At 69.8% G+C, this 13,930-nt stretch carries 15 protein-coding genes and 1 tRNA gene; 5 read left to right on the top strand and 11 right to left on the bottom strand.

The genetic code is table 11. The annotated features are described in order from the left end of the window. Positions 1-14: 14 nt before the first annotated feature. Positions 15-398: a 50S ribosomal protein L7/L12 gene (gene rplL, locus MIAR_RS13435; protein ID WP_285636854.1), complete on the bottom strand. Its 384-nt coding sequence runs from the start codon at positions 396-398 to the stop codon at positions 15-17. A gap of 47 nt (positions 399-445) precedes the next feature. Further along, on the bottom strand, positions 446-934 hold the full coding sequence (gene rplJ, locus MIAR_RS13440; protein WP_285636857.1) for a 50S ribosomal protein L10: 489 nt from the start codon (positions 932-934) through the stop codon (positions 446-448). A 441-nt stretch (positions 935-1,375) separates the two neighbouring features. Between rplJ and MIAR_RS13445 the strand changes: the two genes are divergently transcribed. Continuing rightward, positions 1,376-2,053 carry a YqaJ viral recombinase family protein gene (locus MIAR_RS13445; RefSeq protein ID WP_285636860.1) on the top strand — a complete coding sequence of 226 codons (678 nt, stop codon included), beginning with the start codon at positions 1,376-1,378 and terminating at the stop codon, positions 2,051-2,053. Between the two features lie 41 nt (positions 2,054-2,094). Here the strand turns inward: MIAR_RS13445 and MIAR_RS13450 are convergent, their stop codons facing one another. Next, positions 2,095-2,553 (bottom strand): hypothetical protein, encoded by a 459-nt coding sequence (locus MIAR_RS13450; RefSeq protein ID WP_285636863.1) that lies wholly within the window; start codon positions 2,551-2,553, stop codon positions 2,095-2,097. Between the two features lie 47 nt (positions 2,554-2,600). Further along, positions 2,601-3,488 (bottom strand): LysR family transcriptional regulator ArgP, encoded by an 888-nt coding sequence (locus tag MIAR_RS13455; protein ID WP_285636866.1) that lies wholly within the window; start codon positions 3,486-3,488, stop codon positions 2,601-2,603. 70 nt (positions 3,489-3,558) lie between these two features. Here MIAR_RS13455 and MIAR_RS13460 point away from each other — a divergent pair, with 70 nt between their 5' ends. Continuing rightward, positions 3,559-4,224, top strand: coding sequence for a LysE/ArgO family amino acid transporter (locus MIAR_RS13460; protein WP_285636869.1), 666 nt, complete (start codon positions 3,559-3,561; stop codon positions 4,222-4,224). Here MIAR_RS13460 and MIAR_RS13465 read toward each other — a convergent pair whose 3' ends face one another. The 4 genes from MIAR_RS13465 to MIAR_RS13480 all read right to left on the bottom strand — a co-directional run bounded on the left by MIAR_RS13465 (position 4,225) and on the right by MIAR_RS13480 (position 6,914). Continuing rightward, positions 4,225-4,584, bottom strand: coding sequence for an iron chaperone (locus MIAR_RS13465; protein ID WP_285636872.1), 360 nt, complete (start codon positions 4,582-4,584; stop codon positions 4,225-4,227). Positions 4,585-4,667: 83 nt separating this feature from the next. Then, positions 4,668-5,357, bottom strand: coding sequence for a 50S ribosomal protein L1 (gene rplA, locus MIAR_RS13470; RefSeq protein WP_285636875.1), 690 nt, complete (start codon positions 5,355-5,357; stop codon positions 4,668-4,670). Positions 5,358-5,368: 11 nt separating this feature from the next. Next, positions 5,369-5,800: a 50S ribosomal protein L11 gene (gene rplK, locus MIAR_RS13475; RefSeq protein ID WP_285636878.1), complete on the bottom strand. Its 432-nt coding sequence runs from the start codon at positions 5,798-5,800 to the stop codon at positions 5,369-5,371. 142 nt (positions 5,801-5,942) lie between these two features. After that, positions 5,943-6,914, bottom strand: coding sequence for a helix-turn-helix transcriptional regulator (locus MIAR_RS13480; protein WP_344289654.1), 972 nt, complete (start codon positions 6,912-6,914; stop codon positions 5,943-5,945). 108 nt (positions 6,915-7,022) lie between these two features. Between MIAR_RS13480 and MIAR_RS13485 the strand changes: the two genes are divergently transcribed. Next, complete coding sequence (locus MIAR_RS13485) at positions 7,023-7,418, top strand: VOC family protein (RefSeq protein WP_285636881.1); 396 nt, start codon at positions 7,023-7,025, stop codon at positions 7,416-7,418. 65 nt (positions 7,419-7,483) lie between these two features. Here MIAR_RS13485 and nusG read toward each other — a convergent pair whose 3' ends face one another. The 3 genes from nusG to MIAR_RS13500 form a co-directional block, all read right to left on the bottom strand. Continuing rightward, positions 7,484-8,554: a transcription termination/antitermination protein NusG gene (nusG, locus tag MIAR_RS13490; protein ID WP_285636883.1), complete on the bottom strand. Its 1,071-nt coding sequence runs from the start codon at positions 8,552-8,554 to the stop codon at positions 7,484-7,486. Positions 8,555-8,570: 16 nt separating this feature from the next. Further along, positions 8,571-8,861 (bottom strand): preprotein translocase subunit SecE, encoded by a 291-nt coding sequence (secE, locus tag MIAR_RS13495; RefSeq protein ID WP_285636886.1) that lies wholly within the window; start codon positions 8,859-8,861, stop codon positions 8,571-8,573. A 41-nt stretch (positions 8,862-8,902) separates the two neighbouring features. Next, positions 8,903-8,975 (bottom strand) — tRNA-Trp (locus tag MIAR_RS13500). Between the two features lie 224 nt (positions 8,976-9,199). On the opposite strand from MIAR_RS13500, the gene MIAR_RS13505 reads away from it, so the two are divergent. Both MIAR_RS13505 and MIAR_RS13510 read left to right on the top strand, forming a co-directional pair. Continuing rightward, entirely contained in the window at positions 9,200-11,014 is a 1,815-nt protein-coding gene (locus MIAR_RS13505; protein ID WP_285636887.1) for an HSP90 family protein, read from the top strand. Positions 11,015-11,034: 20 nt separating this feature from the next. Further along, positions 11,035-13,830, top strand: a complete 2,796-nt coding sequence (locus MIAR_RS13510) for a hypothetical protein (protein WP_285636889.1) — start codon at positions 11,035-11,037, stop codon at positions 13,828-13,830. Positions 13,831-13,930 lie beyond the last annotated feature (100 nt).

The raw sequence follows: 13,930 nt of genomic DNA on the forward strand, positions 1-13,930 counted from the left end.
TCGTCCAGACAGAATTACTTGAGGGTGACCGTGGCGCCGGCGGCCTCCAGGGCCTCCTTCGCCTTGTCAGCGGTCTCCTTGTTGGCGCCCTCGAGGACGGCCTTCGGCGCGCCGTCGACGACAGCCTTGGCCTCGCCGAGGCCCAGCGAGGTGAGCTCGCGGACCGTCTTGATGACCTGGATCTTCTTGTCGCCGGCAGCCTCGAGGATGACGTCGAACGAGTCCTTCTCCTCCTCGGCCTCGGCCGCACCAGCGCCACCAGCAGCGCCGGCGACGGCGACGGGGGCAGCAGCGGTGACGTCGAACTTCTCCTCGAACGCCTTCACGAACTCGCTGAGCTCGACAAGGGTCAGACCAGCGAACTGCTCAAGCAGCTCCTCGGTGGAAAGCTTCGCCATGATGTATCTCCTAATAAATGGGGTTTGGGTGAAAGAACGCAGGTCGCTTACGCGGCCTCGGCGGTCTCCAGCTTTTCGCGAAGAGCGTCGATGGTGGCGGCAGCCTTGCCCATCGTCGCCTTCATCATGCCCGCTGCCTTCGCCAGCAGAACCTCACGGCTCTCGAGCGAGGCGTACTTGTTGACCTCGTCGGCGTCGAGGGTCTTGCCCTCGAAGACGCCGCCCTTGATCACGAGAAGCGGGTTGGCCTTGGCGAAGTCACGCATGGCCTTGGCAGTGGCGACGAAGTCACCGTGCACGAACGCGACGGCCGACGGACCCTTGAGGTCGTCGTCCAGCGTCGTGATCCCCGCGTTGTTGGCGGCGATCTTGGTCAGCGTGTTCTTCACCACGGCGTATTCCGCGTCCTGACGGATGTCGTTGCGCAGCTGCTTGAGCTGGGCAACCGTCAGACCGCGGTACTCGGTCAGCAGGACGGCGTTCGAGTTCTCGAAGTTCTTCGTGAGCTCGGCAACCGTTGCATCCTTCTGCGCCATGGTCACTCCTTACGTGTACGGATGCCGCGCGGCTGCGTGGCATCGACCTCGACCGCCCGCATGAAAAGCAAAAACGCCCCGGCGCAAGCGCACGGAGCGTGAAACCCTCTGTGTCACCTGCGCGGGCCCCTGCTGAGCAGTGCTTCGATCCTCGTGCTCGCGCACGACGATGACCGGCGGTCTTCGGTTGCCCCCAGCTTACGGCATCCGCCCCTCTCCCCCAAATCCACCCGCTCCCCCACCTCCTACCTGCATCCTCGCCCCTGCTGGGCTACCTCGCCCCTGCTCGTTCACGTAACTGAGCAGGGGCGAAGTAGCTGAACAGGGGCGAGGACGAAACGAGAGACAGCACCGGGGAGCGGCACGGGAGGATGGCGCGAGCCGACGCGAAGGCGGCGTGGGAGTGCGGGGAGGGTGGGAGGCGGGGCGTAGGGTCGAAGGGTGACACCGGAACTCGAAGCGCGCATCATCGCGGACTCCCGCGATCGGGTCGCGTGGCTTCGGGCACGGGCGCGCGGGATCACCGCGACCGACGTCGCGGGTCTCTCCGGAGAGGCCTCCATCATCCGTGCGGCGGATGCCAAGCTCGGGCACGGTCCGCGCTTCGGGGGGAACGCCTACACCGATCACGGCCGTCGCCGCGAGCCGGAGATCGCCGCCTGGGTCGCGGCGACCCACGGCATCCTGCCCTCCTCCGCCCTGTTCCGCGCCGAGATCGAGCAGCGCCACCTCGCCACGCCCGACGGCGTCTGCGTCGACGGGGAGGGCCGCGTGCTGCTCGCCGAGATCAAGACCACCAACAAGTCCTGGGCCACCATCCCGCGCACCTATCTGCGCCAGGTGTGGTGGCAGCAGTACGTGCTCGGGGCCGAGCGGACGCTGTTCGTCTGGGAGGAGCACGTCGACTTCCAGCCGATCCACGACGAGCCCAAGAGCGTGTGGATCGAACGCGACGACAAGGAGATCGGCCGCCTCGTGGGGCTCGCCAACCGCCTGATCGACGAGCTGTACCACCGTACGACCGGCCAGACGCCTCCTGCGCGCGGTCCCATCGCGCCCAACCGCCGGGATGCCCTGCGCGAGCGCGACATGTTCCGCGCCCTCGCCCTGTCCGACTGAGGCCCCTCGGGCCGAGGCCATCCCGCCGCAGGGCCGGTCTCTCACGCGGTGGAGCGCTCGCGCTCCCTCACCCTGCGGCGCACGCGCAGATCCCCGAGGAGCATCGGGATCCAGGCCACGGCGCACAGCGCGGCCACGATCAGCGCGATCGTCGTCACGACCATCGGCGCGGTCACCGAGCCCTCCGGTGAGAAGCCCGCCTCGACGGCGTCGAGCACACCCATCCGGAAGAACCAGGCCGGCAGGGCGATCGTGATCGCGGGTCCGATCAGACCGACCGCGTATCCGCTGAGCAGCACCGCGCCGACCGTTCCCAGCAGAGCCAGCGGCATGGCGAACGACCGCGGGTCATTCGTCGCGCAGCTTCCGCCGCCGCAGTCCCAGTCCATCTGGTCGGCGGTGTACGCGAACGTGTACGCCGCCCAGGTCGCGACGGCCACCAGGACGATGGCACCCACCGCCGCGAGCACCTTGCGGTTTCCCCTCACGAACGGCTTCACACGAACCATCCTATGAATGGCCGGAGGCTTCGACGAACCGGCGAGCTTCACAGCGGTGCGAGCACGCGGCGCGCCTCGGCCGCCACCTCAGAGGCGATCGCGTCGAGCAGCGGCGAACGCAGGTTCCACTGCTGCCAGTACAGCGGCACCCGGATGAGCGGATCACCGAGCGACACCAGGGTGTCCGAGACGTGCGGCGCGGGGATGAGGCCCCACCCCAGCCCGAGTCGCACCGCCTCGGAGAAGTCGTGGGAGGCCGGCACGTAGTGCCGCGGCACCGACCAGGGGTCCACTCCCCTGGCCCTCAGCCAGCCCTGCTGCAGCGCGTCGCGCCGGTCGAAGTCCACGAACGGCGCGAGCTGCAGAGCATCGGACGTCACACCGTCCGGGAACCAGCGCGCCACGTAGTCGGCCGTCGCCATCGCGCGGTACTCCAGCACGCCCAGAGGCGTGACGGCGCTGCCGCCCACGGGCTCGGCCTCACTGGTGACGGCCGCCATCACCTCACCCGACTCCAGCATCCGCGCGGTGTAGTCCTGGTCGTCGCGGTGCAGGTCGACGTCGATCGGATGCTGTCGCGCGACGCGCGCGAGCGGCGCGAGGAACCACGACGCCATCGAGTCGGCGTTCACCGCGAGCGGCACACGCACGCGCGTCGCCCTGGCGGCATCCGCGTCGCCGAGCCCGAACGCGGCGACCGTGTCGTGCTCGAGCAGCTCGACCTGCCTCGCCAGCCGCACGAGCGCTTCACCAGCCTCGGTCGCACGCACCGGACGGGAGCGCACCAGCACGGCACGACCGATCTGCACCTCCAGCGCCTTGATCCGCTGGCTGACCGCGGACTGCGTGATGTGCAACCGGCGGGCAGCCGCCTCGAAGCTGCCCTCGTCCACGACAGCGGCCACGGTCGCCGCGAGCTGAGCATCGATCCTCATATCAGTCATGCTAATGGTAGAGCAGTTCTCTTCGCTGGCGCTGATACCCTCGCACGCCTAACGTGGAGACGTGCTCACCCTGCTCTCCGGCCTCGGCCTCATGTTCTCGCTCATCATCGCCGTCGGCGCCCAGAACGTGTTCGTGCTGCGCCAGGGTCTGCGCCGCGAGCACGTGCTGCCCGTCGTGCTGATCTGCGCGGCATCCGACGCCCTGCTGGTGGTCGCCGGAACCGCCGGCCTGGGCTATCTGATCGGCCAGCTCCCCTGGCTGCTCGTCGCCGCCCGCTGGCTGGGCGGCATCTCGCTCGTGGTGTACGGCATCTACGCCGCGCGCCGCGCCTGGGGGTCGAACGGCGAGTCGCTCGTCGCGGACGCCTCGCCCGCCGCGGATGCTGAGGGCGGATCGCGCACAGGGGGCACGGCAACGGCCACGCGATCACGCCTGGCGACCGTGGTCATCGCGACGCTGGCCTTCACGTACCTGAACCCCAACGTCTACCTCGACACCGTGCTGCTGGTCGGCTCGATCGCCGCCACGCACGGCGATCAGCGCTGGCTGTTCGCCGCCGGCGCGATCCTGGCGAGCATCACCTGGTTCTTCGCGCTCGGCTTCGGCGCCCGGCACCTGGGACGCTGGCTGCGCACCCCGCGCGCCTGGCGCATCCTGGACACCGGCATCGCCGTGCTGCTGGTGGTCATGGGCGTCCTGCTGGTACTCCCCGTGTTCACCGGCTGATCAGCGACCCTCGATCTCCGAGATCCGGAAGAGGATGAGGTCGCGGATGAGGGCTTCGGGAGGTTCCGAGCCGGGGTCGATGCGGATCGCACCCGTGCTGGCCTCGACGCCGGGAATCCCGGTGACCGCTCCGGCCACGGCGGCGACGGCGGCGGAGCTGAAGGGATAGACGCCGATGTGGGTCTTCGTCCGGATCGCGGAGATTAGCGCCTTGCCGCGCAGCTTGAGTGCGGGCATCCGGTATCCCGTGCCCTGCTCGGCATCCGGCGCCAAGTCCCGCGCTATCGCGTAGATCCGCGTCAGCGACGCAAGATCCGCCTCGTCGGTCACCGTGCTCAAGTACTCGTCGACAGCTCCCATGCGCTCATCCTGGCATCCGCCGGACGCACGCAGAAGGCCCCCGCCGGCGAACCGGTCGGGGGCCTTCGTGAAGACGATCAGCCTCAGATGGCGTTGACGTCCAGCGGGATGCCGGGGCCGAACGTGGTCGACACGGCGCCCTTCTGGATGTAACGGCCCTTCGAGCTCGACGGCTTCAGACGCACGATCTCCTCGAGAGCGGCCTTGACGTTCTCGTCGAGCTGCTCAGCGGTGAAGGAGGCCTTGCCGACGATGAAGTGCACGTTGGCGTGCTTGTCGACGCGGAACTCGATCTTGCCGCCCTTGATCTCCTCCACGGCCTTGGCCGGGTTGGGGGTCACGGTGCCGGTCTTCGGGTTCGGCATCAGGCCGCGGGGGCCGAGCACCTTACCCAGACGACCGACCTGGCCCATGAGCTCGGGGGTCGACACGGCTGCGTCGAAGTCGGTCCAGCCTGCGGCGACCTTCTCGATCAGCTCGCTGCCACCGACCTCGTCGGCGCCGGCGGCGATGGCGGCCTCAGCAGCCGGGCCGTTGGCGAACACGATGACGCGGGCGGTCTTGCCGGTGCCGTGCGGGAGCATGACGGTGCCGCGCACCATCTGGTCGGCCTTGCGCGGGTCGACGGAGAGCTTCAGCGCGACCTCGACGGTCGAGTCGAACTTCGCCGAACCGGTCTCCTTCGCGAGAGCCACGGCCTCGGTCGGAGTGTAGAAACGGTCTGCCTCGATCTTCGCGAGGGCAGCCTGGTATGCCTTGGACTTGGTAGCCATTGTTATCTCCCTCAGCCCTCGACCGTGATGCCCATGGAGCGGGCGGTTCCGGCGATGATCTTCGACGCGGCGTCGATGTCGTTCGCGTTCAGGTCGGCCTGCTTCTGCTCGGCGATCGCGCGGACCTGGTCCATCGTGATCTTCGCGACCTTGACGGTGTGCGGGGTCGCGGAGCCCTTGGGGACGCCTGCGGCCTTCTTGATCAACTCGGCTGCCGGCGGGGTCTTCAGGATGAACGTGAAGCTGCGGTCCTCGTAGACGGTGATCTCCACGGGGATGACGTTGCCGCGCTGCGACTCGGTCGCGGCGTTGTACGCCTTGCAGAACTCCATGATGTTGACGCCATGCTGACCGAGCGCGGGGCCGATCGGCGGCGCCGGGTTGGCTGCACCGGCGTTGATCTGAAGCTTGATCAGGCCGGTCACCTTCTTCTTCGGTGCCATTCTCTTTCCTTTCATCGAGCGGATGCCCGGGGGCATCCCTCTCCCGCAGATCCGGCATCTCCGGACCGCGGTTCCGTCTGCGCGCACGCCGAAGGCGGCGCACAAACCACACAAGTCTACCGGATCGGAGCGGATGCTGCGCTCACGCGTACCGCTCGACGATCCTCTCCCCGAGACGGCGCAGCTCGTCGCGCACCTCGGGCGGCCCGAGCACCTCCGCGACGCTCGTCCAGCCCGCGAGCTGCTCGGCGAGTGCATCGATGCGATGAGCGCTGACCTCCACGGCCGCGCGTCCCTCGGCATCCGGCTCCCCCTCCAGCATCCGCGCCTGCGCGCCGAATCGATCGGTCAGCGCTCGCACCGCCCACGGCTGCACGCGCAGGGTCGCGCGCACCGATCCCCGCAGGTCCTCGACGCGCTCGACCATGCGCGCCCATTCTCCCGCGAGGTCGAAGCCGTCCGGCGCAGCACCGGGGACGGCGAGGGCGGATGCCGAGAGCACGCGATCCACGCGGTAGGTGCGCAGTCGCTCGGCGTCCGCCGTCCCGGCCTCCGTGGCCGCCGGAGCTGCCAGCAGATACCAGCGCGCGCCGCGGCTGCCGACGACGAGCGGCACCAGCTCGCGGGTCACGACGCCCTGCGTGCCGTCGTACTCGATGCGCACCTGCCGTCGTGCGGCGATGGCCCGCTGCAGCGTGGTCACGGTCTCGGACACGGATGCCGGCTGCACCTCGCCCCACGGGATGTCGCGCACCGTGGCATCCGCCACCCGCTGGGCACCCTCCCGGAACGGCGCGGGCATGGCGCGCACGAGTTTGCGGACCGCGGCGACGCGCTCGGGCTCCGCGCCCAGGCTCTGCGTCAGGCCGATGAGGAGTGACGTGACCTCGCCCTCGGTGAGGCCGGTCAGATCGGTGCGAGCGCCGCCGATCAGCCGCCACCCGCCGCCTCGCCCGCGAGTGGGGTAGATCGGCACGCCCGACATCGCCAGCGCATCGAGGTCGCGTCGTGCGGTCGGCACCGAGACCTCCAGCTCGCGCGCCAGCTCGGCAGCGGTGACCTGGGGTCGCCCCTGCAGCAGGAGAAGAGCCTGGATGAGGCGGTCGGCGCGGATGCGGAAGCTCGATTCGGAAGATTCTTCAGAGAGATTTTTAAGTGATCAGAAGATGATCACTTCAGGTTCGAGCATAGAAGAACAAGCACCTCAGCAGAAGGAGAAATCATGTTCCGTGGACTCGCCAACCTCAACCTCGTCGCCGTCGACATGGATGCAGCCGTCGAGTGGTACTCGACCGTGTTCGAGTCGGCTCCCTACTTCGTCCGCCCCGAACAGGGTCCCGCGCAGTACGCCGAGTGGCGCTTCGGCGATGACGAGGATGAGTTCGCCCTGATGGACGCGCGCTTCCGTCCGGCGCTCCCCCAGCCCGGCGGCGCCCTCATCAGCATGCACGTCGACGACATCCAGGCCTCGTTCGACCGTCTGATCGGCCTCGGCGCCGTCGCCTTCGACCCGGTGACCCAGCGCGGCGAGGGCTGGTGGTCGGCATCCGTCAGCGATCCGTTCGGCAACCTGATCGGACTGATCCAGAGCCCGCACTGGGCCGCGCAGCACGCCTGAGCACCCCCGGACACGAAAGAACGGCCGCCCCGGAGGGGACGGCCGTTCTTCGTACGCGTGAAGCGTCAGAGCATCTTGGTGACCTGCTCGAACGACAGCTCGACGGGGGTCTCGCGCTCGAAGAGCGAGACGAGCACGGTGAGCTTGCCGGCGGCGGCGTTGATCTCGCTGATCGTGCCGGGAAGACCCGCGAACGAGCCCTCCTTGATCGTGATGGTCTCGCCGACCTCGAAGTCGACCTCGGCGGCCATCGGACGGGCCACGGCCACGCCGCCCTTGGCGGCGATGGACTTCGCGGTGGGGACGTCCTTCACCTCGACCAGCGACTTGAGCATGTTGAACGCCTCTTCGAAGCGCAGCGGCGTCGGGTTGTGCGCGTTGCCAACGAAGCCGGTGACACCGGGCGTGTGGCGAACGACCGACCAGGTGTCCTCGTTCAGCTCCATGCGCACGAGCACGTAGCCCGGGATGCGCACGCGGGTGACCATCTTGCGCTGGCCGTTCTTGATCTCGACGACATCCTCCATCGGGACCTCGATCTGGTAGATCTCGTCCTCGACCTCGAGCGTCGACTTGCGCTGCTCGATGTTCGCCTTCACCTTGCGCTCGAAGCCGGCGTAGGAGTGGATGACGTACCACTTGCCGGGCAGCATCCGCAGGTCCATCCGGAAGGCCTCGTACGGGTCCTCCTCGGCGGCGTCCACCTCGGCGTCGGCCTCGGCGACGTCCGCGACGAACTCGGGATCGAGCGCCGGAGCGTCCTCCTCGCCGTTCACGTCGGGACCGTCGTAGGGAGTCACTTCCTCAGCGGCGGCAGCCGCCTCCTCGGCGGTGTCCTCCGCAACAGCGTCGTTGAGGACTTCGGCGGCTGCTTCGGACTCAGCTGCTTCGTCCAGGTTCAGAGCGTCGTTCACGATCGCGTCCGCCTCCGGGTCTTCGATGTCGATGTCGTCGATGTCGTCTTCGTACTCCTCGTCGGAGTCGTCGTCGCCCTCGAGATGAAGGGCGACGGTCTCCGCGGACGCCACCGACTGCTCCTGCTCGGCGAGGATGTTGCCCTCCTGGGCCTCATCCTCCTCGCTGGACTGCTCGGCCGCGGTGGCCCAGTCGGCGTCGTCGGAATATCGTTCAGACACGTTGCTTACTTTCCGTTCACGGCGTGGGCACAGGTGCGTTCGTGCCGGGAACGCCGAACACGAGGTGGGTCACGAAGCCGAACAGCGAATCGAAGCCGTAGACCAGCCCCATCACGATCAGCACGAACACCAGCACCACCAGGGTGAACTTGATCAGCTCCTTGCGAGTCGGCGTGACGACCTTGCGGAGCTCGCTCATCACCTGCCGGAAGAACAGCGCGATCCGGCCGAAGAAGCCGAGCTGCTTGTCCCGCAGGGAGTACGGGCCCATTGCCACGGCATCGCCGCGAACGTCGTCCTGATCCATCCCGCAAGTACCTTTCGTGAGTCAGCATGTGCGCTGACGCGCAGGGCGGACAGGAATCGAACCTGCAACCTGCGGTTTTGGAGACCGCTGCTCTGCCAATTGAGCTACCGCCCTAGAGACCGGATGGTCCCTGGGTCCGCGTCCTCCGTGTGCCGATCAGGGCACGGTGAAGGATGCAGACAACTGCCCCTCAAGTGTACGGCATCCGATCGGCTGGGCCGAACCGAGCCGACATCCCGCGTGAGTCGCGCACCTCGGCAGCCCGCCGGATGCGGATCATCGCCCGTACTTCGGGCAGACTTGAGGGCACTGATTTCCACACGGCCGGAGGGGGTCCCGTGAGTTCGGACGTGCAGCAGTTCCAGGTCGATCTGCGCGGTGTCGTCGACCTGCTCAGCAGGCACATCTACTCGAGCCCGCGGGTGTACCTGCGCGAGCTGCTGCAGAACGCGAGAGACGCGATCGCCGCACGCTCCGAGGTCGACGACGCAGGCGGCAGCATCCGCATCTCCCCCCTCACCGACGAGACCGGCGAGTTCGTGCTGCGCGACGACGGCGTCGGCCTGACGGCGTCCGAGGTCACCGAGCTGCTCGCCACCGTCGGCCGCAGCTCCAAGCGCGACATCTTCGATCTCCCGCGCAGCGACTATCTCGGGCAGTTCGGCATCGGCCTGCTCAGCTGCTTCATGGTGTCGGACCGCATCGTGATCCGGTCCCGCAGCGCCCGCGGCGGCGCGGGCGTGGAGTGGGTGGGCAGCTCCGACGGCACCTTCCAGGCGGTCGAGCTGGACGAGGAGCTGCCGGTCGGCACGAGCGTGCATCTGACGCCGCGCTTCGATCAGGCCGATCTGCTGCGCCCGGCCGCCGTGCGGGAGCTGGCGCGCACCTTCGCCGAGTTCCTGCCGGTGCGGGTGACCGTGGAGATGCCGGGCGGCGACGTCGAGATCACCCGTCCGGCGCCGTTCCTCGGCGAGGGCGGACCGGATGCCGTGGCCGAATACGGCCGCGACCTCATCGGCGCGACGCCGATGGACGTGATCGAGATCTCCGAGCCGGGCACCGGCACGCGCGGCATCGCCTACGTGCTCCCGTTCGCCCCGCCGCCGAACGTGCGGCAGGCGACCCGGATGTACCTCGGCCGGATGCTGCTCGCCGAGCGCGCCCCCGATGTGCTGCCGGACTGGGCGTTCTTCGTGCGCGCCGTGGTCGACTCGCAGACGCTCTCGCCCACCGCCAGCCGGGAGTCGCTGGTGGAGGACGCCGCACTCGAACACGTGCGCGAGCAGCTCGGTGCCGGCATCCGCCGCTGGGTGCTGGAGCTGGGGCTGACCGCACCGCACCTGCTCACCCAGTTCGTGGCGGTGCACGAGCTCGGCCTGAAGTCCCTGGTGCGGCACGACGAGGAGCTCGCCCGCTTCATCACCCGCTGGCTCACCGTGGAGACCACGCACGGCACCATCCGGCTCGGCGACCTCGTGGAGCGGTACCCGCACGTGCGCTACGCGCGCACCGTTGACGAGTTCCGTCAGGTGGCGGGGATCATCCCCGCATCCGAGGTGCTGGTCAACGGCGGGTACCTGTACGACGCCGATCTGATCGCCGCGCTCCCGGAGCTGCATCCCGAGGTGACCGTCGAGCAGATCGACGTGTCCGCGGAGCTCGACCGCCTCGACCCGCCGCCGCTGGACGACCGCGACGCCGCGATCGCGCTGGAGGACCGCGCGAGCGCGGTGCTCGCGGCATCCGGCTGCGCGGTGGTGGTGCGCTCTATCGACCGGGCCGATCTGACCGGACTGTACGTCGCCGACCCCGCCGTGCTGCGCGCCATCGACCGGAGGCGCACCAAGGGCGTCACCGGCGGGCTCTGGGGCGGCGTGCTCTCGCGCATCGACGACGCCGTGGGCGCCGCCCGCGACGACGACCTGTCCGCTCGGCTGTGCCTGAACTGGGCGAACCGGGTCGTGCGCACGCTCGCGGGCGTCGCCGACGAGGCGGTGTTCGCCCGCACCGTGCAGCTGCTGTACATCCAGGCGCTGCTGGCCGGGCATCATCCGCTGTCCGACGCCGACCGCACCCTCATGACCACCGCACTGTCCGACCTGGTCTCGCTCTCGGCGGGCATCGGCGACGACGACTTCCCCTTCGAGATCTGAACCCACTGCAGGAGGACCCCATGGCCCGACCGAAGAAGCGCTTCAAGGAGCTGCTCGAGGAGATCGACCGCACCCCCTGGGGGCCGGCCGAGCAGGCGCTCGTCGGCGAGGCCGTCGCCCTCGCCCAGGAGATCGGCGACGAGCAGCTGGAGTACCAGGCGCGCATGCGCCAGACCGCGTCGGCGAACATGGGCGGCCTCACCGATGTGATGCTGAACTCGTTCGCCTGGTGCCTGGCGCATCACGACGCCGATCCGAAGCGCTTCCCCCTGGACATCGAGAACGGCGCCGCCGATCTGATGTGGCAGTTCAAGTGGATGGCGGCCTCGCTGCGCGGGTCGCCCGCGTTCTCGGCCGAGCAGGTCGCCGCTGTGCTCGACGACATGGAGGCGCACTACGTGCGGGCGGGCCTGGGCATGAGCGGCGTGCTGACCGCGCGGTTCGAGGATGCCTGGGACTCGGGGCGCTTCGACGACGCCGAGGCGCTGCGTGTGCAGCTGGAGACCACCCCGCGCGACGACTACAGCCACTGCGACGCCTGCGGGCGCAGCCAGTTCGCGGGATTCTTCGCGGAGACCGACCGCGACGACGAGGCGATCCGCCTCGTCGAGGAGATGCTGGAAGGCGGATTCTCCTGCGGCGAGGAGCCCGAGCACGCCCTCTCCCGCGTGCTGCTGCCGTACCTGCGCGCAGGCCGCCCCGAGGAGGCGCGCTCCGCTCACCTGCGCAGCTACCGGCTCGCGAAGGACAACCCCGACAACCTCGTGATCGTCGCGAACAATCTCGTGTTCGCCGCGGTGACCGGCAACGAGGCGCGCGCCCTGGCCCTGGTGGAGCGGCACCTGCCCTGGCTCGCGCACGACCAGCTCAACGTGGACGGCCATTTCACCGCACTCTCGGCGATCGGCTTCGCCCTGGACCGGGTGACCGAGGCCGGGCACGGGGACGCCCGCGTGCGCGGTGCGGACTCCCCCGCGCTCACGCCCTTCTTCGGCGCGCACGAGGGCCCCTGGACGGCATCCGAGCTGGCTGCGGCCGCGAACGCCGCCGCCGAGCGGATCGGCGCGGCGTTCGACGAGCGCGACGGCACCGACGCGCACGCCGCCCGCCTGGCGCGGACGCGTGCGCTGAGCACGCAGCGCTGGGACGTGCCGATCCGCTCGGACGCGTTCGCCGCCGCCCCCGCCGCTCCCGAGCCGCAGGATGCCGAGGGCTGGTACGACCGCGCCGTGGCGCTGGGCAGCTACGGCTCCGAGACGGACGCCCTGGCCGCGGCCGCACGCGCGTCGGAGCTCGCGGACCCCGAGAAGCGCGCGCGTCTGCTCGGACTGCGCATCGGCGCGCTGGTGTCGCTGGAGCGCTGGGACGAGGCATCCGCGCTGCTCCCGGAGCGCGCGGCCGCGCTGGACGCGGCCGGCCTCACCGAGCAGGTCGCCGTGGAGGGCCGTCTGGGCCTGGCGCTGTTCGGGCGCTACGACGAGGCCGACGTCTCCGCTCTCGAGCGGGAATGGGCGGATGCTGCGGGCCTGCCGGCGTGGACACGTGGCGATCTCGCTCTCACGCTCGCCTCCGCACGCCTGCGTGCGGAGGACTCCGAGGGCGCCCTGCAGTTCGCCGAGCACGCCGCTCGTGCCTTCGGCGAGGCCGGTGACGACCGCCTGGTCGCCGGGACCACGCTGCTGGCGATCATGACGCTGCTGCGGTCCGGCGACCTCGAGCGCGCCTCCGCCCTGGTGGACGGCATGCTCGCCGAGGAGACGCTGAACCCGGGACAGCGCGCCCGAGTGCTGGAGACCCGCGCCCGGATCCGCGGCGGCGCCGGCGAGCTCGCCGACGGTGCGGCGGACGCCGACGCGGCCGCGGGGATCCTCGCCTCGCTGGGCGGCTCCCAGTCCCTGGCGAGCACCCAGATGCTCGCGGGAGCGCTCTGGGAGGACGCCGGTGACGCCGAACAGGCCGTACTGCGGTACCGCTCGGGTGTCCGGCTGATCGAGCAGGAGGGCGGCGATGTGGCCGGCGCCCGGTACCGCCTCGGCCGCGCCATGCTGCACGCGGGCTACGCCGCGGAGGCGGCCGAGCTGCTCGGCGACGTGCTGCGCGCCGAGGAGGAGGCCGAGGTGCCGGCGGGTTCCAGAGCCATCACGGTCGGGATGCTGGCGCGGTCGCTGGCGGCATCCGAGGAGTTCGGGCAGGCCGTCGGCGCCTTCGGGTACGCGGCCGACCTGCACGAGCAGGCCGATGAGCCCGCCGACCAGGCGCTGATGCTCACCGAGCAGGCGAAGATCCTCGCCCGTTTCGGCGAGGGCGACGACGCCCGCGGACTGCTGGAGCAGGCGGCCGAGCTCGTGCGACCGACCGAGGCCACCGGAGCCATCGTCGAGGTGCTGCACAACCTGGGTCAGGCGTACGGCGGCACGGCCGACGAGCGCGCGTTCGGGCTGTTCGACGAGGTCGCGACGCTCGCGCAGGAGAACGACGCCCCTTGGCTGCTCGCCGACGTGACCGACTCGCGCGGGCGGGCCCTGGTGGAGTTCGGGCGCATCGACGAGGCGATCTCGGCGCTGCTGACCGCGGCGGACGGGTTCGCCGGCATCGGGGATGCAGGATCCGCCGGCGGCTCCGAGCTGTTCGCGGCGCGCACGCTCGTGAACGCGGAGCGGCTGGAGGACGCGGTGCCGCTGTACCGCAGCGTGCTGGACCGGTCCTCGGAGATCCCGCCGCTGCGTCAGGTGGGTGCGCTGGAGCTGGGCGACGTGCTCGAGAAGCTCGGCCGCGCCGGCGAGGCCGCCCAGGTGCGGGCGCTGATCGAGGACTGACCGCGGTTCCGGCCCGCAGCCGCCGAACCACCATCGAAACGCCGAGCCACCACGCAGATCACCGCGATCTGCGTGGTGGCTCGATGTCTGCGTGGTGGCT

This window comes from Microbacterium arabinogalactanolyticum, from assembly GCF_030268005.1.
Classification (GTDB): Bacteria; Actinomycetota; Actinomycetes; order Actinomycetales; family Microbacteriaceae; genus Microbacterium; species Microbacterium arabinogalactanolyticum.

Coding starts and splice junctions, on each gene's coding strand:
- MIAR_RS13455 (WP_285636866.1), bottom strand. CDS start 3,488: ATGAGGATCGATGCTCAGCTCGCGGCGACCGTGGCCGCTGTCGTGGAC.
- MIAR_RS13510 (WP_285636889.1), top strand. CDS start 11,035: ATGGCCCGACCGAAGAAGCGCTTCAAGGAGCTGCTCGAGGAGATCGAC.
- rplL (WP_285636854.1), bottom strand. CDS start 398: ATGGCGAAGCTTTCCACCGAGGAGCTGCTTGAGCAGTTCGCTGGTCTG.
- MIAR_RS13465 (WP_285636872.1), bottom strand. CDS start 4,584: ATGGGAGCTGTCGACGAGTACTTGAGCACGGTGACCGACGAGGCGGAT.
- rplK (WP_285636878.1), bottom strand. CDS start 5,800: ATGGCACCGAAGAAGAAGGTGACCGGCCTGATCAAGCTTCAGATCAAC.
- rplJ (WP_285636857.1), bottom strand. CDS start 934: ATGGCGCAGAAGGATGCAACGGTTGCCGAGCTCACGAAGAACTTCGAG.
- MIAR_RS13485 (WP_285636881.1), top strand. CDS start 7,023: ATGTTCCGTGGACTCGCCAACCTCAACCTCGTCGCCGTCGACATGGAT.
- rplA (WP_285636875.1), bottom strand. CDS start 5,357: ATGGCTACCAAGTCCAAGGCATACCAGGCTGCCCTCGCGAAGATCGAG.
- secE (WP_285636886.1), bottom strand. CDS start 8,861: ATGGATCAGGACGACGTTCGCGGCGATGCCGTGGCAATGGGCCCGTAC.